Source organism: Phenylobacterium sp., from assembly GCF_036495085.1.
Lineage (GTDB): Bacteria > Pseudomonadota > Alphaproteobacteria > Caulobacterales > Caulobacteraceae > Phenylobacterium.
This window is the reverse complement of sequence record NZ_DASXNL010000088.1, coordinates 1-20,234: the sequence shown is the minus strand read 5'-3', so window position 1 is coordinate 20,234 and position 20,234 is coordinate 1. Positions and strand designations below refer to the sequence as shown.

The window sequence follows — 20,234 nt, the reverse complement described above, 5'->3', positions numbered from 1 at the left end:
TTGTCCTCACGTTCAAGATCACCGGCCTGATCTAAAGCGCCGCCAGCTCTTCCAGGACCCCAAGCAATCGAGCGATGTCCTGTGGGCGGGAGAGGCGGTGGTCCCCGTCCTTGATCAGCGAGAACACCACGTCATCGCCCTTCAGCGCCTGGGCGAGCTCGAGGGCATGACGCCAGGGGACGTCGGGATCGGCGGCGCCTTGCAGGATTCGCGTCGGAACCTCGATCGGCACGCGATCGGCGCCGAGGATAGACCAGCGAGCGCCGTCCTCGATCAAGGTCCGGGTGATGGGATAGGGCTCGCCATACTCGGAAGGCCGCAGCCAGACCCCGTCGGCCGCCAGCGCCGCTCGGCCCTGCGGCGGCATCTCGGTCGCTATCAGCTTTTCCGTGAAGTCCGCGGCCGGGGCGATCAGCACCAGGGCCTTCACCTGATCCTGCCGCGCCATGGCCACCAGGCAGGCGATCCAGCCGCCCATCGATGAGCCGACCAGGATCGCAGGCCCCTCGACCATCTCGTCCAGGACGCCCAGCGCGTCCTCCCGCCAGCGGGTAATGGTCCCCTTCTCCCGAAAGTCGCCACTGGATTGGCCGTGGCCAAGGTAGTCGAAGCGCAGATAGGACCTTCCGGCGGCCCTGGCCCAATCGGCGAGCGCCTGGGCCTTCGTGCCCTCCATGTCGGAGCGGAATCCGCCCAACCACACCACAGTCGGGCCGCGGCCTTCGACGCGCCGCCAGGTGATATGCTCCCCGTCGGGGCGGCTAAGTTTTCCTGCCCGCTCGCTCATCGTCCGACTGATAGCGCGAGGCGGCCTTTACGCCACCACGTTTCGGGGTATGCAGAGGATGTGCTTCCCCCAGACTTCACTCTACTGCAGGTCGTTCCGGAGCTGGAAACCGGCGGCGCGGAGCAGACCACCATCGATGTGGCCCGCGCGGTGATCGATGCCGGCGGCAAGGCGCTGGTCGCAACGCGAGGGGGGCGGATGACCGCACGGCTGGAAGCCGATGGCGGGCGCCTCGCCCAGATGCCTGTCCAGTCGAAGAACCCGCTGGTGATGCTGGGCAACGCCGCACGCCTGGTCGACCTGATTCGCAACGAGGGCGTCAGCCTGGTCCATGCCCGGTCCCGGGCGCCGGCCTTTTCGGCGCTGTGGGCGGCCCAGACCACCAAGACGCCCTTCGTGGCGACGTATCACGGTGTCTATAAGGCGGGGTCGGGTCTGAAGCGCTGGTACAACGCGGTGATGACCCGTGGCGATCTGGTGATCGCCAACTCCGACTACACGCGCGACCACGTGCTCGCGGAACACCATTTGGATCCGGACAAGGTGGTGGCGATCCCGCGCGGCATCGACCTCGACCGCTTCAATCCCTCCTGGATCACACCCGATCGACTGAGCGAGCTACGCGATAGCTGGGGCATCGCGCCCGACGACCCGCGCACACGTTTTCTGCTGGCCGGCCGTCTGACGCGCCTCAAGGGCCACATGACGATTATTGAAGCGGCTGCTCGACTGAAGGCTCAGGCCCGCAACGACTTCCAGATCCTCTTCGTCGGCGACGACCAGGGCCGCACCGGCTACGGCGAGGAACTGGCCAAGGCGGTGTCCGACGCCGGTCTTGCCGACCGCATCAGCATCGTGGGCCACTGCGACGACATGCCGGCCGCCTACCTGCTCGCCGACATCGCCATTCTCCCCACCACCGTGCCGGAATCCTTTGGACGAGCCGCAGTCGAGCCCCAGGCGATGGGCCGACCGGTGATCGCCTCGAACCACGGCGGGACGACCGAAACCGTCGCAGAGGGAGTTACCGGCTGGCTGGTTCCGCCGGAAAACGCCGAAGCCTGGGCCAAGGCCATGGAACGGGCCATCGACATCGGCGCCGCCAAGCGGACCGAGATGGGCCTCACGGGGATGAACCGGACGCGCCAGCTCTACCGCGTAGACGCCATGTGCGCTGCGACCTTGGCGGCCTATGAACGCGTTCTCGACGCCCGTCGCCTGACGGGCAAGAGGCCCTGATGACCCGCCGCGTGGTCGAGAAGGTCCTGATGATCAAGCTGTCGGCGCTGGGCGACTTCGTCCTGGCGTTGGCGGCGATGAAGAAGATCCGCCAGGCCCATCCGAAGGCCCACATCAGCCTGCTGACCACGCCCCCGTTCGAGGCGTTGGCCAAGGCCTCGCCCTACTTCAACGCGGTGTTCACCGACGGCCGGCCCGAAGGCTTTCCCGAGTGGATGGCGCTGCGCAGGCGGCTGCGCGCAGCCGCCTACACCCGGGTCTACGACCTCCAGACCTCTTCGCATTCCAACCGCATCTTCCAGCTCCTGAGGCCCCATCCGCCGGCCTGGTCGGGGATCGCCTTCGGCTGCTCGATGCCACACAAGAACCCGCTCCGGAACCAGATGCATACGCTGGAGCGTCAGGCCGACCAACTGATGTACGCCGGAATCTGGCCCGACGCCCCGACGTCTCCGGGGACGGCGCCGGCGCCGGACCTGTCCTGGGTGCTGAGTGTCGCCCCTGGCGAGCGGCCCGCGGCGGCCGGCGTGAAGCCCAAGCCCTACGTGATGTTCGTGCCGGGCGGATCTGCGCATCGCCCGGAAAAGCGCTGGCCGGTGGAGAAATACGGTGAGCTCGCGCGCATCCTCTATGCGCGGGGCCTCGACATCGTGATCATCGGCGGCCCGCAGGAAACCGCGCTCGCCCAGGCCATCCAGAGGCAGGTCCCGCGCTCGCGAGACCTCACCGGCCGCACCGACTTTGCGCGTATTGCGGTTCTTGGGGCCAAGGCTTCGCTCGCGATCGGCAACGATACCGGTCCCCTGCACCTGGCCGCCGCCGCCGGCGCCCCCACGGTGGTGTTGTTCTCCTCCGCCTCCGACCCGGCGCTTTCGGCTCCACGCGGCAAGGTCGCGGTCCTGCAGGCCAAGAAGCTGTCGGAATTGCCTGTGGCCAAAGTAGCGCAGGCGGCGGCTGCTCTGTCGCCCTCGGGCGCCGGCGCGGCTTGATAGCGCCGAGGCGCCAAATCATATACTGTCCGATCTGCCGGAGCCCTGAAACGCTCCGGCGTTTCTCGTTGAAACATCCTAGGAGCCTCGCCTATTCGCCGCCCCATGCAAGCGCCCCCCGTCAAGGACGGTCCGCGCATCAATGATGAAATCCGCGTCCCCAAGGTTCTGCTCATCGACCAGCACGGCGAGAAGCAGGGCGTGATGCCGACCTCCTCCGCCCTCGAGGCTGCCGAAGAGGCTGGCCTGGATTTGGTCGAGATCGTTCCCAACGCGGACCCGCCCGTTTGCAAGATCCTGGACTACGGCAAGTTCAAGTTCCAGGAACAGAAGAAGAAGAACGAGGCGCGCAAGCGGCAAAAAGTCCAGGAAATCAAAGAGATAAAGCTTAGGCCGAACATTGATATCCACGACTACGAAGTGAAGCAGCGTTCGATGAACCGCTTCTTCGAGGAGGGCGACAAGGTGAAGGTCACGTTGCGCTTCCGCGGTCGTGAACTGGCCCACCCCGAACTCGGCATGAAACTGCTGCAACGGGTGCGTGCTGACTTCGAGCCCATCGCCAAGTGCGAATACGAGCCGCGCATGGAAGGTCGCCAGATGATCATGATCCTGGCGCCCCGCTAGAGCGCGCTCAGGGTGAGATCCAAGACGTTTGAAATTCTGGGAACGGTCGCCATCTCGGCGGCCGTTCTCATTTCCGCCGCCCACGCCCAACCCGAGGATAGCCCGAACAAGGCGTTCGCCCCCTTCAAGATCGGCGAGGGGCTCTACTACGTCGGAGCCTCCGACTACGCCGCTTACCTGATCGCCACCAAGGCCGGCCTGGTCGTCATCGACGGCGGCGATGCTGTGGTGGGCAAGCAGGTCGTGCAGAACATCCGCACCCTGGGATTCGACCCGTCGCAGGTGAAGGTCCTGCTCAACACCCACGAACACTTCGACCACGCCGGCGGCCTGGCGGAAATAAAGCGCGCCGCGCCAGGCGCGAAGTTCTACGCCAGCGCCGCAGACGGAGCGATTGTCGCCAAGGGCGGCCGCGGCGACCCGTTCCTCAAGGGCGAGCGGTTCTACTACGAACCGGTGACGCCAGACGTTATCCTGAAGGACGGCCAGCAGGTGAGCCTCGGGGGCTGGACGATCACGGCGCACATCACCGGCGGACATACGCCAGGCTGCACGACCTGGACGTTCCCGGTGACCGTGGCCGGCAAGACGCGCCAAGCGCTCGACCACTGCTCGTCCAGCGTGCTTCCCGGCTACAAGCTCGGCAAGACCGAGACCTACCCCGGCCAGACCTCCGACTACGAGAAGAGCTTCGCCACCTGGAAGAGCCTGCCCTGCGAGGTCTTCATCGCCAGCCATGGCAAGTTCTTCAACATGAAGGCCAAAAAGGCCGCTCTCGACGCCGGCAAGGCCGACGCCTTCGTCGACCCTGAGGGCTGCAAAAGGTTCTACGCCGGCGCCGAAGCCGCCTTCCGCGCCGAGCTCAAAAGGCAGAACCCCTGAGGCCTGCACTGTGGCGCTCAGCCAACGCTGAGCGGCGATCAGCGAGGCGCCGCACCGCAAGCCTTGCCGCGATTGGCGCCCGGGCTTAACAACCGCCCATGTCAGAATTAGCGTCGCGAGAGGCGTCGCCGCCTCGTTTTGCGGCGCCGTCGCTGATCGCGGTCATCTTCATCAATATGCTCGGCTTCGGGATCATCGTCCCGTTGTTGCCCTTCTTCGCCAAGTCGATGAACGCCGCGCCGTGGCAGATCAGCCTGATCTTCTCGGCCTACGCCATGGGCGGCTTCTTCGGCGAGCCGTTCTGGGGGCGACTGTCGGATCGCTATGGGCGAAAGCCGCTGCTGATCTCAACAATCAGCGGCAATTGCCTTTGCTACCTTGCGCTGGCCTTCGCGCCCAACGTGGCGACAGCCTTCATCATCCGCTTCCTGGGCGGCCTCATGAGCGGCAATGGCGCGGTGATCCAGGGCTATATCGCCGATGTGACCCCGCCCGAGCGTCGCGCGCGAATGATGTCGCGACAGGGCGCGGCCTGGAACGTCGGCATGATCGTCGGCCCCGCGGTGGGTGGCATGTTCGCGCACACCGACATGGGGCCGGCAGGCTTCAGGATTCCGCTCTTCATCGCCTCTGGTTTGTCGGCGCTCGCGGTGACCGCGATCATTTTCGTCATCCGCGAGAGCAAGGTTCGCGACCAGTCGATCAGCCACCGACCGAGCCGGTGGTCGGCGATCGGAGACGCATTCCGCGACCCGGTGATCGGACGGCTGATGTTGCTGACGTTCCTGGTGGGTTTCGCATTTACCGGCATCGAGTCGACTTTCGGGCTGTGGGGCAACGCGCGGTTCGGCTGGGGACCGAGGCAGATCAGTGTCTGCTTCGCTGCGGTCGGCGTGGTGGCGGCCTTCACACAGTTCTTCGTCACCGGCCCGCTCTCGGAACGCTACGGCGAGGGCCGCATGCTGGCGATCGGCATGGGCCTGACCGTACTGGGCTCGGCGCTACAGCCGTTCTCGGCCGGACTGGTCACGACGACAGCGCTGATGTGCCTTACCGCCGTCGGGCAATCGGTGGCCTGGCCTAATGTTGGTGCATTGATCTCACGCACCGCCGACCCGCACCGGCAGGGCCAGATCCTTGGGCTGAACAACGCCGCCGGCGCATTCGCAAGGTTTGTCGGTCCATTCACCGCCGGCGTGACCTTCGCAAGCGTCAGCATCAACGCGCCCTTCTTCCAGGGTGCGCTGATCGTCGCGCCGGCCATCCTGCTTGCGCTCAGCGCCGCACGCCGGGCGCCGCCGCGCACCGTGCAAGGCCACGTTGGCGAGGAGTTGACGCTGTGAACGCCGCCGATCGCGACGCAGCGCTCACCGAGCGCCGCGCGCTGATCGTCCTTCTGACGGTGATCTTCCTGATGATCGCCGGCTTCGGCCTGGTGATCCCGCTGCTGCCGTTCTTCGCCAAGGCGTTCGATGCTCCGGCCTGGCAGGTCACCCTGCTGTTCTCCGCCTTTTCCGTCGGCCAGTTCCTGGGCGAGCCGTTCTGGGGCCGGCTATCGGACCGGATCGGGCGAAAGCCGGTGCTGATCATCACCATCACCGCCGTGGCGCTAAGCTACGTGGCCCTGGCGTTTGCTCCCAACATCGCGTTCGCATTCGCGATCCGGTTCCTGACCGGAATCTTCGCGGGCAACATCTCGACGCTGCAAGGCGCGATGGCCGACATCACACCGCCCGAGAAGCGCGCCGGCCGTATGGGGATCATGGGGGCCGCCTTCAGCGCAGGCTTCACCACCGGCCCGGCGATCGGCGGACTCCTGGCCCAGCCGAGCCGCGGGGCGCTCGGCTTCCAGTTGCCGTTGCTGGTTGCAGCCGGCTTCGGCATCGCCTCGGCGATTGCGGTGATCGCCTTCGTGCGCGAGAGCCGCCCCGAGGCGCACGCCCAGCGGCCGCATCGGCCGCGGATCGAGGGACTCAAGGAAGCTTGGGCGCACCCGGTGGTCAGCCGCATCCTGGCGATCAGCTTCATCGTCGTGGTGGGCTTTGCGGGTATCGAGGCGACCTACGGACTTTGGACCCAGGCGCGCTTCGGTTGGGGGCCGCGCGAGATCGGGCTCGCCTTCATGGGGATCGGCGTCCTGGGCGCGTTCTGCCAAGGGGTGCTTTCGGGACGACTGGTCCGTCGCTACGGCGAGCCTCGCACACTGACGGGCGGCCTGGTCTTCATGGGGCTGGGCCTGGTGACACAGGGACTGGCGCCGGTCTGGCCGGTGGCGGTCCTGGGATTCGCCTTCGTCTGTATCGGGCAATCGATCTGCTTTCCCAACCTGACGGCTCTGATTTCGCGCGCCGCCTCCCCGGACAGGCAGGGTGAAATGCTGGGGCTCAACATGAGCGGCATGGCGCTGGCCCGCATCGGCGGCCCTGTGTTCGCCGGGTGGCTTTTCTCGAGCGTCGCCCCCGGAGCGCCTTTTGCTTCTGCGGCGCTCCTGATCCTGCCCGGGCTCTACTTCGCCGGCCAAGTGCGGCGAAGAGTGCATTCGCTCGCCTAGAAGCGGCGGCCGCCTTGCGTTCCAGGGCTCTTTCGTCTATCAGCCCCACCCTTCGGAGCCGCCTGGCCCATGGCATGCCAGGGCGGTTCATCAATACGCCAGAGGACGGGGCTTCGGCTCCGCAGAGAAATGCCGAAACTGAAGACGAAGTCGGGCGCTAAAAAGCGCTTCAAACTTACTGCGACCGGGAAGATCAAGGCCGGTGTGGCCGGCAAGCGCCACCGCCTGCTGTCCCACAACGCCAAGTACATCCGTCAGAACCGTGGCACGAAGGTGATGAGCGCCTCCGACGCGAAGATCATCAAGATCTTCCTGCCCTACGGCCTTAGCTAAGGAGCGCTGACAGATGGCTCGCGTCAAAAGGGGCGTCACCGCCCACGCCAAGCACAAGAAGGTTCTCGAGCAGGCCAAGGGCTTCTACGGGCGCCGCAAGAACACCATCCGCACGGCCAAGGCCGCTGTGGACAAGGCCGGCCAGTACGCTTACCGCGACCGCAAGGTCCGCAAGCGCAGCTTCCGTTCGCTGTGGATCCAGCGGATCAACGCTGCGGCGCGCCTGGAAGGCATGACCTACGCCCGATTTATCCACGGCCTTGATCGGGCCGGGATCGAAATGGACCGCAAAGTCCTCGCGGACATCGCGGGCAACGATCCGAGCGCTTTCAAGGCCATCGCCGACAAGGTTCGCGCCGCGCTGGCTTGAGCGTCTTGAGGGGTCGCTGGACCCTCGAAGCTTTCAGAGCCCTCCGGCCGAACCGCCGGAGGGCTTTTTGCTGCCCTCTTCTCCCCACGAAGACCGCAGGCTAGGACACCGTCCACATGACCGAACATTCCAAACTCGAGGCTGACCTCGCCGCCGCTGTGGCCTCGGCGTCCGACGTTGCCGCTCTGGAGGCTGTGCGCGTAGCCGCGCTCGGCAAGTCAGGGTCGATTTCCGAACTCCTGAAGACGCTTGGCGCGATGAACCCGGACGAGCGCCGCGAGCGTGGGCCGCTCATCAACGGCCTTCGCGACCGCATCGGCGCGGCGATCGCCCAGCGCAAAGCCGCGCTGGAGGCCGTCGCGCTCGACGCCAAGCTTGCCGCCGAACATATTGACCTCACGCTCCCCTCGCCGCCCGAGCGTCGAGGTCGCGTGCATCCGACCATGCAGGTGCTGGATGAGATGATCGCCATATTCGCCGAGATGGGCTTCGGCCTGGCGGAAGGCCCCGACATCGAGGACGACTTCCACAATTTCACCGCGCTGAACTTCCCGCCTAAGCACCCGGCGCGCGAGATGCACGACACCTTCTGGCTGCCCGAGGACGAGCGCGGCGAGCGAAAGGTGCTGCGCACCCATACGAGCCCCGTGCAGATCCGCACCATGCAGCGGACGAACGAGACGCTGCCCGGCTGGATCGCAAATGGTCAGGAGCCGCCGATCCGCATCATCGCGCCGGGCCGCACCTATCGCTCTGACAGCGACGCAACCCACACCCCGATGTTCCACCAGATGGAGGGCCTGGTCATCGACAAGGCGATCCACATGGGACACCTGAAGTGGACGCTGGAGAGCTTCATCTCGCGGTTCTTCGAGACGCCGCTGGTGGAGACACGCCTGCGTCCGCACCACTTCCCGTTCACCGAACCATCGGCTGAGATGGACGTGCGCTGCGACCGTTCCGGCGGCGACATCAAGATCGGCCAAGGCGATGAGTGGATGGAGATCGTCGGCTGCGGGATGGTGCATCCCAACGTCCTGAGGAACTGCGGCCTCGACCCCGACGTCTGGCAGGGTTTCGCCTTCGGCTTCGGCATCGATCGCCTCGGCATGCTGAAGTACGGCGTGCCAGACCTGCGCGACATGTTCGCCAGCGATATCCGCTGGCTTGAGCACTACGGCTTCTCGGCCTTCGCCGCGCCGAACCCGGCGACGGGGCTCTCGTGATGGACGACGTCACCGACCGGTCGTCGCTGCAACGCATCCCAGGAGCCGACCGATGAAGTTCACCCTCTCCTGGCTGAAGGAGCATCTCGACACCAAGGCCACGACGAGCGAAGTCGTCGAGGCCATGACCATGGCCGGCCTCGAGGTCGAGCACGTCGAGGATCCCGCATCCAAACTGGCGGCTTTCTCGGTCGCCAGGATCGTCGAGGCCCAGCAGCATCCCAACGCCGATCGCCTGCGCATCTGCCAGGTGGACACCAAGGACGGGCGCAAGGAGATCGTGTGCGGAGCGTCCAACGCGCGCGCGGGCCTCACGACGATTTACGCTCCGCTCGGCGCCTATGTGCCGGGCTCCGGGATCACCCTCGAGGCGCGCCCGGTTCGCGGCGTCGTCTCCAACGGCATGCTTTGCTCGGCCTCCGAACTCGAGACCGCCAGCGAGAGCGAGGGCATCCTTGAGTTGCCTGACACCCTCGCTGTGGGCGTGAGCGCGGCCGAGGCGCTGGGGCTCGAAGCGGTGATCGATTTCGAGGTCACCCCCAACCGGCCTGATTGGCTGGGGGTTGTCGGCATCGCGCGCGACCTGGCCGCGGCGGGACTGGGCAAGTTGAAGGACCCGAGCGTCGCGCCGGTCCCCGGCAAGTTCGCCGAGACCATCGAGATCCGCGTTGACGGCGACGCCTGCCCTTTGTTCGCGGGACGACTGATCCGCGGCGTGACGAACCGACCCTCCCCGGCTTGGCTTCAGCAAAAGCTGATCGCCGTCGGCCTGCGACCGATCAGTGCGCTCGTCGATATCACCAACCTGATGTCTTACGACCGCTGCCGGCCCTTGCACGTCTACGACGCCGCCAGGCTCACCGGCGGCTACATCGAGGCGCGCCTCGGTCGCGTGGGCGAGAAACTTGAGGCCCTGGATGGCAAGACCTACGAGATCGCCTCCGAGGTCTGCGTCATAGCCGACGGCTCCGGCGCCATCGGCCTGGGCGGCGTCATGGGCGGGGAATCGACCAAGGTCAGCGAGACCACCACCGACGTCTTCGTGGAAAGCGCCTATTTCGACCCGATCCGAACCGCGCAGACCGGGCGCATGTTGGGGATCACTTCCGATGCGCAATACCGCTTCGCTCGCGGGGTCGACACCGGCTTCGTGGTCCCGGGGCTGGAGATGGCCACAAAGCTCATCGTCGAGCTCTGCGGAGGCGAGCCGTCGGAGGTCCGTGTCGCCGGCCATGCGCCCGCACCGCCCAGCGCCATCGAATTCGACCATGCCTACGTGAAGAGGCTCACCGGCCTTAGCGTCGATGGGACACGGATCGACAATATCCTGACCACGCTCGGGTTCGGCGTGCGCGGCGAGATGGTCACGCCGCCGACCTGGCGACGCGACGTCGAGGGAAAGGCCGATCTCGTCGAGGAAGTGGCCCGCATCGAGGGCTTCGCCGCCTTGCCCAGCGAACCTCTGCCGGAGGCGCCGCGAGCGGTCGGAGGGGTGCTGACTGTGCGCCAGACGCGCATGCGCAACGCCAGGCGCGCCATGGCGGCCCGCGGCTATGCCGAGGCCGTCACCTGGAGCTTCATGCGCACCGAGTGGGCGAAGCGTTTCGGCGGTGGCGAGGAGACGCTGCGGCTCTCCAATCCGATCGCCTCGGACCTGGACTGCATGCGGCCCTCGATTCTGCCGAACCTTATCGACGCGGCAGCCCGCAACGCTCGCCAAGGTTTCGCCGACGCCGCCTTCTTCGAGGTCGGACCGACGTTCAAGGGAGACCGGCCGCAGGACCAGCTGACGATCGTGGCCGCGCTGATCGCGCCGCATTCGCCCAGGCGCTGGGACGGCTTGTCGGATGATCCGCTGTTCTCGCTGAAAGCCGACCTGATGGCCCTGCTCGACGAGATGGGCGCCCCGCCGCTGCAGGTGGTTCAGGGCCAGACCTCATCGTGGTGGCACCCAGGCCGCTCGGCGCGCCTGCAACTTGGGCCGAAAAACGTGATCGCCGAGTTCGGCGAGCTCAATCCCGGCGTCCTGAAGGCGCTCGATGCAGAAGGCCCGATGCTGGCCTTCGAACTCGACCTCGGCGCCATTCCTGAGCCCAAGAGAAAGCCCACCAAGACCAAGCCGCCGCTCGCGCTTTCGCCCTTGATGCCGCTGACCCGCGACTTCGCTTTCCTGGTGGCCGCGGACACCCCGGCAGGGGACGTCGTGCGCCCCATCCTGGGCGCCGATAAAGCCCTGATCGCCGACGTTCGGGTTTTCGACGTCTACCAGGGCAAGGGCGTCGCGGAGGGACAGAAGTCCGTCGCCGTGGAGGTCACCGTACAGCCTACGGAAAAGACCCTTACGGACAGCGAGATCGAGGCGCTTTCGGGACGGATCGTAGCTGCGGCGGAAAAAGCCGTAGGGGCGAAGCTCAGGAGCTGAGCCGAAGCTCGCCCGGACGGATCGCCCGCCACCAGACCTTAAAGGGGTGGGCGTACTGGCCGAGCGCGCCCTGGCCCAGGTCTTCCCTGACACCCAGCGGCCCGGGGCAGGCGCCGGGCTGGTAGAAGGTGCCGAACATTCGGTCCCAGACCGAGAAGACGGTCGCGAAGTTATGACCGGAGCCTTCGACATCGCGCGCGTGGTGCCAGCGGTGCATCGCAGGCGAATTCAGGACCCAGCCGGCCTTGCCCAGCGTCCAGGGGAGGTCGGCGTGGATAAAGTAGCCGTAGAAGTGGCGGACCACTGCATTGGCCGCCAGCGCCCAGACAGGAAGGCCCAGCGCGCTCAGGAGCACCATGTCGGCGAGCGAGCCGGCACGATCTATGGGGTGCAGCCGCCCGAGGCTGAACCAAGTCAGGTGCGTATCACTGTGGTGTATGGCGTGAGCCGGCCAGAGCCGGCGGCTGTGCTGAACGCGGTGGCGCCAGTAGCCGAAGAGATCGCCGAGCACGATGGCGGCCGCAATCGTCGGCCAGCGACCGATCCAGGTCCAGAGGCGGGCGCTGTCGAGCTGAAGGCCGTGCGAGACCAGGGCGGCGACCACCGCGGCCATGCCGACGGCGAGCAACGGGTCCACGGCGATCGCATCAACCGCCGAAATCACCGCGTTGATCTTCGTCTCGCCGGCCGCGGCGCGGGCGTCAGCGATCGCGCGAGGGCCCTTGGTCAGCCACGCCAGGACCGCGAACACCAGGGCGCAGGCCGCGAGCGGGCCGGCCGCCTCGACGAAAGGCTGAAGGAGTCTCCCGGCGATCTCTCCAAGCTGCGGCGACACCCGGCGCTCCTGAGGACACGCCGCGTTGGCGCGCCCTCAAGATGCAGGCCGGTCGAGAATCTTCGATTAATGGCCCGCGCGAGCGCCTAGTCGAGTCCGCCCGCGACCCGCTCGAGACCCGCCACCATCTGCTGCCAGCCGTAATTCGCGCCGCGGTAGAACTGCTCGTCCTGCGGGCGAAAGCCCGAGTGCTCCATGCGGACCTGGGTGCCGCCTTCGGCGGGCGTCAGCGTCCAGGTGACGACGCTGTTGATGCCCGTCGCGGCCTGCTCGCCCGAGGACCTCCAGCTGTAGACGAGGCGCGAGAGCGGCTCGACTTCCAGCACCTCGCAATCGGTGACGCCGTTCCATCCACCCTGCGGCTCGGCGCGGAAGTTGAAACGATGACCCACCACGGGCTGGAGGTCATTCTTCATCAGCCACTCGCCCACCAGCGACGCCTGGGTCAGCGCCCGCCAGACCTTGGCCGGGGGGTGCGGCATCATTCGCTCGATGACTATCGATCTGGAAGCCGGAATGTCGTTCATGGGGTCGCCCTTCTCTATTGGTCCATCCGGTTGAGCACGTCTTCCAGGCGCTCGAAGCGGTCACGCCAGAAGACGGCGTAGAGCGCCATCCAGTCGATCAGCGGCGCGAGACCGCGCGGCTCCACGCTATAGAATACATTGCGGCCGACCTTCTGTTCGACCACCAGACCTGCCTCGCGCAAGACCTTCAGGTGTTGCGACACGGCCGGCTGCGATACCGCAGCGCCCTCGGTCAGGCTCCGGACACTCAGGCTGTCGGCCCGCGCCAGGCGCTCGAAAAGGCCGCGCCGCGTCGGGTCGGCAAGGGTGCGGAAGATATCCGCCTGAGGCTGCAGCATGCCATATACATAAGTCCATGCTTATTGATCGGTCAAGAGTTGCCTGCCGATCACCGGCGGGTCATCAATCGCCCATGGCCACCAACGTCCCCGACATGGCGGATCGGCATTCGCCTGACTTTCGTGATCTCAGGCCCCCTGCTGGCGATGTTGGACGTCCGGCCGGCCGGGCCGAGAAGCTGTGAGCCGCTGAGGTGGAGATCAACGGCGTCGCTCACACCTTCATCACCGCCTCGGATTTCGAGGGCAGCGTCGCTTTCTATCGCCAGCTTCTGCCTTTCCTCGGCCTGCGGGTCGTGGGCGACACACCCGACATGTTCTACTGCGTCGGGGGACGCACCGGCTTCGGGATCAACCGCCCGGCTCCGGAGCATGCGGGGGCGAAATTCGACCAACGCCGCGTCGGTATGCACCACCATTGCTTCCGCGCTCGCGAGCGCGGCGACATCGACGAGGCCTTCGCTTTCCTGACCGCGATCGGGGCGCACATCGTCCACGCCCCGCAGGACGACGCCTTCGCGCCCGGATACTATTCGGTGCTGTTCGAGGATCCCGACGGCATCAGGTTGGAGATCAACCATGTCCCCGGCCGTGGTCTCTTCGACACCACCACCGGGCAGCTGTTCGGCACAAGGCCTTAGCGCCCTTTCCGAATATCTGGACCGGCCCGATCCCTAGAAGGGAATGATGCTGCGCCTGCGGGTGTAGGCCAGATAGCCGATGTTGGCGCCCAGGCGAAAGCCGACGCCGGCGCGGATCGGGGCCAACACGATGTCGTCGGCCTTCTGGTAGTTCACACCGAGGCCCGCGATGAAATAGGCGGAGCCTTCAACGCCGGGGAACCGCTGGAAGATGTCGCGGGGGTCGTCGAGCCGGTAGACGAGCGTAAACACCCGCGCGGCGTTGCCGCCAAAGTCCCAGCCGACCGAGGGGCCTTGCCAGAAGACCTCCATCGGCTCGCGGCCCTTCATGTACATCAGGCCGCGGCCATAACGGGCGCCCACCCCGATGGCGCCCGAGCCCTCCTCGCCGGCGATGTAAGCCGTGGGCCGCCCGTTGCTCTTGAAGATCCGCTCCACGGCGCCCCCCGCCGCCTCGGCCGTGACGCCCAGGAAGTCGGAAACGGAGTTGACGATCTCGTCGCGCGAGTAGCCCTCAGCCTTGCCGGCCGGCGCTTCGGCGGGCGGCGAGCCGGATGGTCCGCTGGTCGGGTAGCTCGGGCTGGTGTTCGGCGGCGGCGGAGCCTGCGGCGCGGCTTGGGGCGGTGGCGGCGCCTCGTCGCGCGGACGGGCCGGCGGCAACTGGATGGGCTCGGCCCTGGCGATGCCTGCACCGCCAAGGGTCACAAGGCCCGAAACGATCAGGGTTCGACGGTCCATAGGCGCGGGTCCTCCAGGGTGTTGATTCCAGCCCTCCGAGAATCCAGTTGGAATGTGTCGCCTTAACGCCCGATTAACCGTCTTTCGCCCGAAAACCCGTGCGCAAGCCCCGCGACACGCCGCGCGCCTCGCGAACGCGCGCGAATGTGCTAGACGCACCCGCCATGACGACCCCGCTAGCCAAGATCCGCAACTTCTCCATCGTGGCGCACATCGACCACGGCAAGTCGACGCTGAGTGACCGCCTGATTCAGGAGACCGGCGCACTGACCCAGCGCGAGATGACCGAACAGGTGCTCGACAACATGGAGATCGAGCGCGAGCGCGGGATCACCATCAAGGCTCAGACCGTACGCCTCAGCTATAAGGCCGACGACGGCGAGACCTACGTCCTGAACCTCATGGACACGCCCGGCCACGTGGACTTCGCTTATGAGGTCTCGCGCAGCCTGGCCGCCTGCGAGGGCTCGATCCTGGTGGTGGACGCAAGCCAAGGCGTCGAGGCCCAGACGCTCGCCAACGTCTACCAGGCCATCGACAACAACCATGAGATCGTCCCGGTCCTGAACAAGATCGACCTGCCGGCCGCCGAGCCGGAGCGGGTGCGCCAGCAGATCGAAGACGTCATTGGCATCGATGCCTCCGAAGCCATCCTGACCTCCGCCAAGACAGGCGCCGGCATCCACGAGTTGCTGGAGGCCGTCGTCCACCGACTGCCCGCCCCCAAGGGCGACCCTGACGCGCCGCTGAAGGCGCTGCTGGTCGACGCCTGGTACGACGCCTACCTCGGCGTGGTCGTGCTCGTGCGCGTGATCGACGGCTCGCTGCGCAAGGGCCAGCGGGTGCAGATGATGCAGCAGGGCAGCAGCCACCTCATCGACCGCATCGGGGTGTTCAACCCCAAGCGCACCGAAATCGAGAGCCTCGGTCCCGGCGAGATCGGCTTCATCACCGCCCAGATCAAGGAAGTCGCCCAGGCCGCCGTCGGCGACACCATCACCGACGAGCGGCGCCCGGCCGAAAAGCCCCTGCCCGGCTTCCGCGACGTGCAACCGGTGGTGTTCTGCGGCCTCTTCCCCGTGGACGCCGCCGACTTCGAAGACCTGCGCGCGGCAATCGGGCGCCTGCGCCTGAACGACGCCTCGTTCAGCTACGAGATGGAGACGTCGGCCGCCCTGGGCTTTGGCTTCCGCTGCGGGTTCCTGGGATTGCTCCACCTGGAAATCATCCAGGAACGCCTGAGCCGCGAGTTTGACCTCGACCTGATCGCCACCGCGCCCAGCGTCATCTACAAGATCACGCTCACCGACGGCTCGGAGGTGGAGCTGCACAATCCGGCCGATATGCCAGACCCGGTCAAGATCGCCAGCATCGCCGAGCCCTGGATCAAGGCCACCATCCTGACACCCGATGAATACCTCGGCAGCGTGATCAAGCTCTGCCAGGACCGACGCGGCGCCCAGCGCGAACTGAGCTACGTCGGCTCCCGCGCGCTCGTGGTCTACGACCTGCCGTTGAACGAGGTGGTGTTCGACTTCTACGACCGCCTGAAGAGCGTCTCGAAGGGTTACGCCTCGTTCGACTACCAGATCGAGGACTACCGGGTCGGCAACCTGGTCAAGATGTCGATCCTGGTGAATTCCGAGCCGGTCGATGCGCTCTCCATGCTGGTCCATGCCGATCGCGCCGAAGCACGTGGCCGCGGCATGGTCGAGAAGATGAAGGAGCTGATCAGCCCGCACATGTTCCAGATCCCGATCCAGGCGGCGATCGGCGGTCGGATCATCGCGCGTGAGACGGTGCGCGCGCTGCGCAAGGACGTCACCGCCAAGTGCTACGGCGGCGACATGAGCCGCAAGCGCAAGCTCCTCGACAAGCAGAAGGCCGGCAAGAAGCGCATGCGCCAGTTCGGCAAGGTCGAGATCCCGCAGGAAGCCTTTATCGCCGCATTGAAGATGGACGCGGACTAGTTACCCGATCCACCGCAGCGCTCGGCGGAAAAGACCCAGCGTCTGGGCATGCAACCGCTCACCTGTCTCCACCTCGGCTTTGCCGGCGGCGGCCCGGGCATGGGTGCCTTCCAGTATGATGCCCAGCTTGTAGCAGGCCAGCACGCCGTACCAATGGATGGCCGATAGGTCCCGCTCGGTCTGGTCGGCATAGCGGTCGACCAGTTCGGCCGCGCTCGGGAAACCGTCCCAGGGCTTGACGGAGACGGCGCCAGCCTCGGGCCCGGAATCCTCAGGCCACGTGGCCAGAAGCCAGCCTAGGTCCAGCAGCGGGTCGCCAATCGTGGTCAGCTCCCAATCGACAATCGCCGCCAGCTGCGGTCCGTCGAAACGGTAGAGCACGTTGGCCAAGTGATAGTCGCCGTGGATGATCCCCGGCCTGAAGCTCTGCGGCCGATGCGCCTCCAACCAGGCTCCGACCTCGTCCAGGCCCTCGATCTCTCCGGGGCCAGCCCAGCCTTCGTATTCGTTGTAGCTCGCCAGCTGCTTCTTCCATCGGCCGACCTGGCGTTCCAGGAAACCCTCAGCGCGGCCGAAGTCTGCGAGGCCTGCAGCCACGTGATCGACGCGGCCCAGCGCAGCAATGCCGTCGACCAGGGCCAGGCCCATGCCGCGGCGCACCCCTGGATCGCCTGCGTGCAGGGCCGGCAGGCCCACTGTCGGGTTGAAGCCCTCGATCGGCTCCATCAGGTAGAACGCGGCCCCCAGCACGTCCTCCTGCGGACAGGCCGCGATCAGCCGGGGATGCGGCACCTCGCTCGGCGCCAGAGCGCCCAGCACCCGGGCCTCACGGCGCATGGTCTCGCTGCCGTTGAAGCGCGGTGAGAGCGGGGGGCGGCGCAGCATGAACCAGCGGCTTGCGCGGCGGAACCGGATGAGGATGTTCTGCGTGCCCCCGGGGGGGCGCACCGCCTCCTCGATCGGCCCGCGCTCCAGTCCGCGCGCGTCCATCCACGCGGCCAGCCTGTCCAGGTCCACCAGGCCGCGCCAAGCGTCGAGGGAGGGATCGGCGCGGCTCATGTGTTTCCTCCAGCTAACGCTCGGTCACGATTGCCCGACATCCTAGCGCGGCCTAGCGTTGACGCAGGAGCAAGCTGAAAGCGAACGGCAGCCATGGCCCTGGGGCTCGATGATTTGCGCGAAACCTACGCCCGCGACGGCGTCGTCTTCCTGCCCAGGGCGCTGGATCCTGAGGCGCTGGCCGACGCCCATGCCGCTTACGACTGGAGCCTGACCCATCCGGGCCCGGGCGCCTCTCGCATCCCCCAGGCGACGGACTCGACCTTCTACCAGGACCTCTACAACCCTGACTGCCTGAGCGGCTATCGCGCGATGCTCCAGGCCTCGCCAATCCCGGCGATGATGGCCGAACTGTGGGGCTCGCCGGACGTCTGGTTCATGTACGAGCAGGTATTCCTAAAAGAGGGCGGCGATACGCGACGGACCCCCTGGCACCAGGATTCCTCCTACCTCGCCGTCGCCGGACAAGACCTGGCGGTGGTGTGGATCACCTTCGATGCGGTGGCCGCCGGGCAATCACTGGAGTTCATACGCGGCTCACACCTGGGGCGACTCTACAACGGCTCGCGCTTCGAACTGGGCGATGACACCGCACCCCTTCACCCGCGCGCTTCGCTGCCCAGGCTGCCGGACATCGAGGCAGACCGTTCGGCCTGGGATATCGTCTCCTGGGCCGCCGAGCCCGGCGACCTGATCGTCTTCCACCCGGCGATGCTGCACGGGGGCGCAGCCACCCGTCCCGGTCAGCGCCGGCGCACCCTGACCCTGCGCTTCTTCGGCGACCGGTCGTTCTACGATGCCCGCGAAGGCGGCGCCGGCCCGCGCGTCACGGGCTTCCACGAGCGCATGCGCCAAGGCGATCCTTTCCGCGATCCGAGTTTCCTGAAGCTAGCGCCAGCGGGACGCTGAACGCCGAAGAGCCTCGAAGCACTGACGCGGCGTCAATATTGCGGGCGCATCCTGCGGGGCATAGCGTTCGGCCATACACACGACGCGCAGGGAGGCCGCCCATGGCCGACAGCTTCGTCCTCGAGATTCCCGAGCAGGTCGGGCTGGCGGTCGCCACGGCGCGCAAGCCGCAGGGCAAGTCCCGCGACTGGCCGGCAGGCACCCGCATCGTCTCGGCTGACAGCCACATGCTGGAGCCCGACCTGTGGGTCGACCGGTTCCCTGAGCACCTCAAGGACCAGGCCCCGCGGATGGTCTTCAGGGACGGCGGCTGGGACCTCTCGGTCGCCGGCAAGCCGATGACGCCCGGGCCCGTCGCGGTCGCGTTGTGCAACGCTCTGGAGTGTTATCCGGGCCTGACCGATCTCGACGCCCGCATGGCCGATCTCGACATCGAGGGCGTGGAGAAGGAGCTGATCTTTCCGCAGCGCCTGTTCGGCCTGATGATGTTCGGCGAGATCGAGAACAAGGCGCACGTGTTCGGCGCCTACAACGAGCATATCGGCGCTGTCTGCCAGAAAGCGCCGGGCAGGCTCTATCCGGTGATGGTGCCAAGCTACTGGGACCCGGAGGCCGCAAAGGACAGCGTGGCCCGGTGCGTCGAACTCGGAGCGCGCTGCCTGATGGTTCCCATCAAGCCCGGCAAGTTCGCCGACGGCCACACCATCCAGTACAATCACGGCCGGATGGACCCCCTGTGGGCGGCCATCGAGGAATGCGGACTGCCGCTGGCCTTCCACATCGGCGAGGCGATACCCACCGCCGAGCCCGGCGCCGTCGGCGTCTCGGTGCTCACCCAGATGCAGGGCTTTCGTCAGAACTGGGCGCAGCTCACCTTCGGCGGCGTTTTCGACCGCTTCCCAGGCCTGCGCGTGGTGTTCGTCGAGGCGGGCCTGGCGTGGATTCCGGGCATGCTCCACGACGCCGACATGATCTACAATTCCTTCCCAACCATGGTCTCGCCGAAGCTCGCGCACCCGCCCAGTTGGTACTGGCGGCGCCATTGCTACGCGACCTTCATGACCGATCCGGTGGGATTGGAGATGCTGCACCGTATCGGCGCTGACCGGGTGATGTGGTCTTCGGACTATCCCCACCAGGAAAGCACGTTCGGCTACACCCGCAGCGCCATCGAGGCAGTGTTCAAAGCCGCGCCCCTCGAGGACGCCCAGAAAATCCTCGGCAGGACCGCTCTCGAACTGTTCCGGATGGAGGACTAGGGAACGGCCCGGCCTGGAGCCGAGGACGATCGAGGCTCCTGCCACTACGGCGCTATCCGTTCCAGCCCCTGGAGCCGCAAACGCCGCGACCCAGCATGGCCCGGGGCGGCTGTCGATGCCGGGCTCGACCCCATTGCTGATACTGTCGAGCTCCGCAACCGGGTGGAGGCGGGTCACGAGGCGCAATGCTGTGCTGTTGGCCATCGCGCTCGTGAGCCCGAAACTCGCGTTCCCGGCGCAACGCCAAGAACCGTTCGCTGCCCACCGCCGGACCTTCTGGCGGTCACAACCCACAATGCGCTCGTAAAACTTTATTCGCCTGACAGGCGAAGCGGGTTGCCCAACCGCGTTCAACGAACACATGATTAATACAGCGGCGATTGGTCGCACGGGCATCTGCCTAGTGTTGGGAGAAGATCACATGCGTAAGGTGCTTCTGGGACTCGCCGCTTCGAGCGCAATTCTTGTCGCCGGCGCGGCCAATGCCGCCGTCACCGTGCAGTACTGGGTCAATCAGACGGCCGTGGCGCAG

20 protein-coding genes are annotated in these 20,234 nt (G+C 66.5%); 14 read left to right on the top strand and 6 right to left on the bottom strand.

Annotation, left to right across the window (positions count from 1 at the left end; genetic code table 11):
* Nucleotides 1-31: 31 nt before the first annotated feature.
* The gene (locus tag VGI62_RS10445) at nucleotides 32-787 is read right to left on the bottom strand and encodes an alpha/beta hydrolase (RefSeq protein WP_331504422.1); all 756 of its coding nucleotides are present in this window, start codon (nucleotides 785-787) and stop codon (nucleotides 32-34) included.
* 60 nt (nucleotides 788-847) lie between these two features.
* Between VGI62_RS10445 and VGI62_RS10440 the strand changes: the two genes are divergently transcribed.
* From VGI62_RS10440 to pheT, 10 genes are all read left to right on the top strand, one after another.
* Nucleotides 848-2,026: a glycosyltransferase family 4 protein gene (locus VGI62_RS10440; protein ID WP_331504421.1), complete on the top strand. Its 1,179-nt coding sequence runs from the start codon at nucleotides 848-850 to the stop codon at nucleotides 2,024-2,026.
* Nucleotides 2,026-3,015: a glycosyltransferase family 9 protein gene (locus tag VGI62_RS10435; protein WP_331504420.1), complete on the top strand. Its 990-nt coding sequence runs from the start codon at nucleotides 2,026-2,028 to the stop codon at nucleotides 3,013-3,015. Before VGI62_RS10440 ends, VGI62_RS10435 begins: the two co-directional genes overlap by 1 nt.
* A 105-nt stretch (nucleotides 3,016-3,120) precedes the next feature.
* Nucleotides 3,121-3,642, top strand: a complete 522-nt coding sequence (gene infC, locus VGI62_RS10430; protein ID WP_293368662.1) for a translation initiation factor IF-3 — start codon at nucleotides 3,121-3,123, stop codon at nucleotides 3,640-3,642.
* A 12-nt stretch (nucleotides 3,643-3,654) separates the two neighbouring features.
* Nucleotides 3,655-4,524: a subclass B3 metallo-beta-lactamase gene (gene bla, locus VGI62_RS10425; protein WP_331504419.1), complete on the top strand. Its 870-nt coding sequence runs from the start codon at nucleotides 3,655-3,657 to the stop codon at nucleotides 4,522-4,524.
* A gap of 98 nt (nucleotides 4,525-4,622) precedes the next feature.
* A complete protein-coding gene (locus VGI62_RS10420; RefSeq protein WP_331504418.1) occupies nucleotides 4,623-5,867 on the top strand; it encodes an MFS transporter in 1,245 nt (414 codons plus the stop codon).
* Complete coding sequence (locus VGI62_RS10415) at nucleotides 5,864-7,075, top strand: MFS transporter (protein ID WP_331504417.1); 1,212 nt, start codon at nucleotides 5,864-5,866, stop codon at nucleotides 7,073-7,075. The genes VGI62_RS10420 and VGI62_RS10415 overlap by 4 nt, the downstream gene beginning before the upstream one ends.
* A gap of 129 nt (nucleotides 7,076-7,204) precedes the next feature.
* On the top strand, nucleotides 7,205-7,408 hold the full coding sequence (gene rpmI / locus VGI62_RS10410) for a 50S ribosomal protein L35 (RefSeq protein ID WP_293375785.1): 204 nt from the start codon (nucleotides 7,205-7,207) through the stop codon (nucleotides 7,406-7,408).
* 13 nt (nucleotides 7,409-7,421) lie between these two features.
* Nucleotides 7,422-7,778, top strand: a complete 357-nt coding sequence (gene rplT, locus VGI62_RS10405) for a 50S ribosomal protein L20 (RefSeq protein ID WP_299542396.1) — start codon at nucleotides 7,422-7,424, stop codon at nucleotides 7,776-7,778.
* A 116-nt stretch (nucleotides 7,779-7,894) separates the two neighbouring features.
* A complete protein-coding gene (pheS, locus tag VGI62_RS10400; protein ID WP_331504416.1) occupies nucleotides 7,895-9,004 on the top strand; it encodes a phenylalanine--tRNA ligase subunit alpha in 1,110 nt (369 codons plus the stop codon).
* Between the two features lie 52 nt (nucleotides 9,005-9,056).
* The gene (gene pheT / locus VGI62_RS10395) at nucleotides 9,057-11,426 is read left to right on the top strand and encodes a phenylalanine--tRNA ligase subunit beta (RefSeq protein WP_331504415.1); all 2,370 of its coding nucleotides are present in this window, start codon (nucleotides 9,057-9,059) and stop codon (nucleotides 11,424-11,426) included.
* Here the strand turns inward: pheT and VGI62_RS10390 are convergent.
* From VGI62_RS10390 to VGI62_RS10380, 3 genes are all read right to left on the bottom strand, one after another.
* Nucleotides 11,416-12,261, bottom strand: coding sequence for a sterol desaturase family protein (locus tag VGI62_RS10390; RefSeq protein ID WP_331504414.1), 846 nt, complete (start codon nucleotides 12,259-12,261; stop codon nucleotides 11,416-11,418). The two genes, pheT and VGI62_RS10390, sit on opposite strands and share 11 nt — an antisense overlap.
* An 86-nt stretch (nucleotides 12,262-12,347) precedes the next feature.
* Nucleotides 12,348-12,788 carry an SRPBCC domain-containing protein gene (locus VGI62_RS10385; RefSeq protein ID WP_331504413.1) on the bottom strand — a complete coding sequence of 147 codons (441 nt, stop codon included), beginning with the start codon at nucleotides 12,786-12,788 and terminating at the stop codon, nucleotides 12,348-12,350.
* A gap of 14 nt (nucleotides 12,789-12,802) precedes the next feature.
* Nucleotides 12,803-13,126, bottom strand: coding sequence for a metalloregulator ArsR/SmtB family transcription factor (locus VGI62_RS10380; protein ID WP_331504412.1), 324 nt, complete (start codon nucleotides 13,124-13,126; stop codon nucleotides 12,803-12,805).
* A gap of 194 nt (nucleotides 13,127-13,320) precedes the next feature.
* Between VGI62_RS10380 and VGI62_RS10375 the strand changes: the two genes are divergently transcribed.
* Nucleotides 13,321-13,767: a VOC family protein gene (locus VGI62_RS10375; RefSeq protein WP_331504411.1), complete on the top strand. Its 447-nt coding sequence runs from the start codon at nucleotides 13,321-13,323 to the stop codon at nucleotides 13,765-13,767.
* Nucleotides 13,768-13,800: 33 nt separating this feature from the next.
* Here the strand turns inward: VGI62_RS10375 and VGI62_RS10370 are convergent, their stop codons facing one another.
* On the bottom strand, nucleotides 13,801-14,505 hold the full coding sequence (locus tag VGI62_RS10370; protein WP_331504410.1) for a DUF1134 domain-containing protein: 705 nt from the start codon (nucleotides 14,503-14,505) through the stop codon (nucleotides 13,801-13,803).
* A 164-nt stretch (nucleotides 14,506-14,669) separates the two neighbouring features.
* Between VGI62_RS10370 and lepA the strand changes: the two genes are divergently transcribed.
* Nucleotides 14,670-16,475: a translation elongation factor 4 gene (gene lepA / locus VGI62_RS10365; RefSeq protein ID WP_331504409.1), complete on the top strand. Its 1,806-nt coding sequence runs from the start codon at nucleotides 14,670-14,672 to the stop codon at nucleotides 16,473-16,475.
* On the opposite strand, the gene VGI62_RS10360 is transcribed toward lepA, so the two are convergent.
* Nucleotides 16,476-17,534 (bottom strand): phosphotransferase family protein, encoded by a 1,059-nt coding sequence (locus VGI62_RS10360; RefSeq protein WP_331504408.1) that lies wholly within the window; start codon nucleotides 17,532-17,534, stop codon nucleotides 16,476-16,478. It lies immediately after the preceding gene.
* Nucleotides 17,535-17,627: 93 nt separating this feature from the next.
* On the opposite strand from VGI62_RS10360, the gene VGI62_RS10355 reads away from it, so the two are divergent.
* On the top strand, nucleotides 17,628-18,443 hold the full coding sequence (locus tag VGI62_RS10355; protein WP_331504407.1) for a phytanoyl-CoA dioxygenase family protein: 816 nt from the start codon (nucleotides 17,628-17,630) through the stop codon (nucleotides 18,441-18,443).
* A gap of 101 nt (nucleotides 18,444-18,544) precedes the next feature.
* The gene (locus VGI62_RS10350; protein ID WP_331504406.1) at nucleotides 18,545-19,702 is read left to right on the top strand and encodes an amidohydrolase family protein; all 1,158 of its coding nucleotides are present in this window, start codon (nucleotides 18,545-18,547) and stop codon (nucleotides 19,700-19,702) included.
* Nucleotides 19,703-20,234 lie beyond the last annotated feature (532 nt).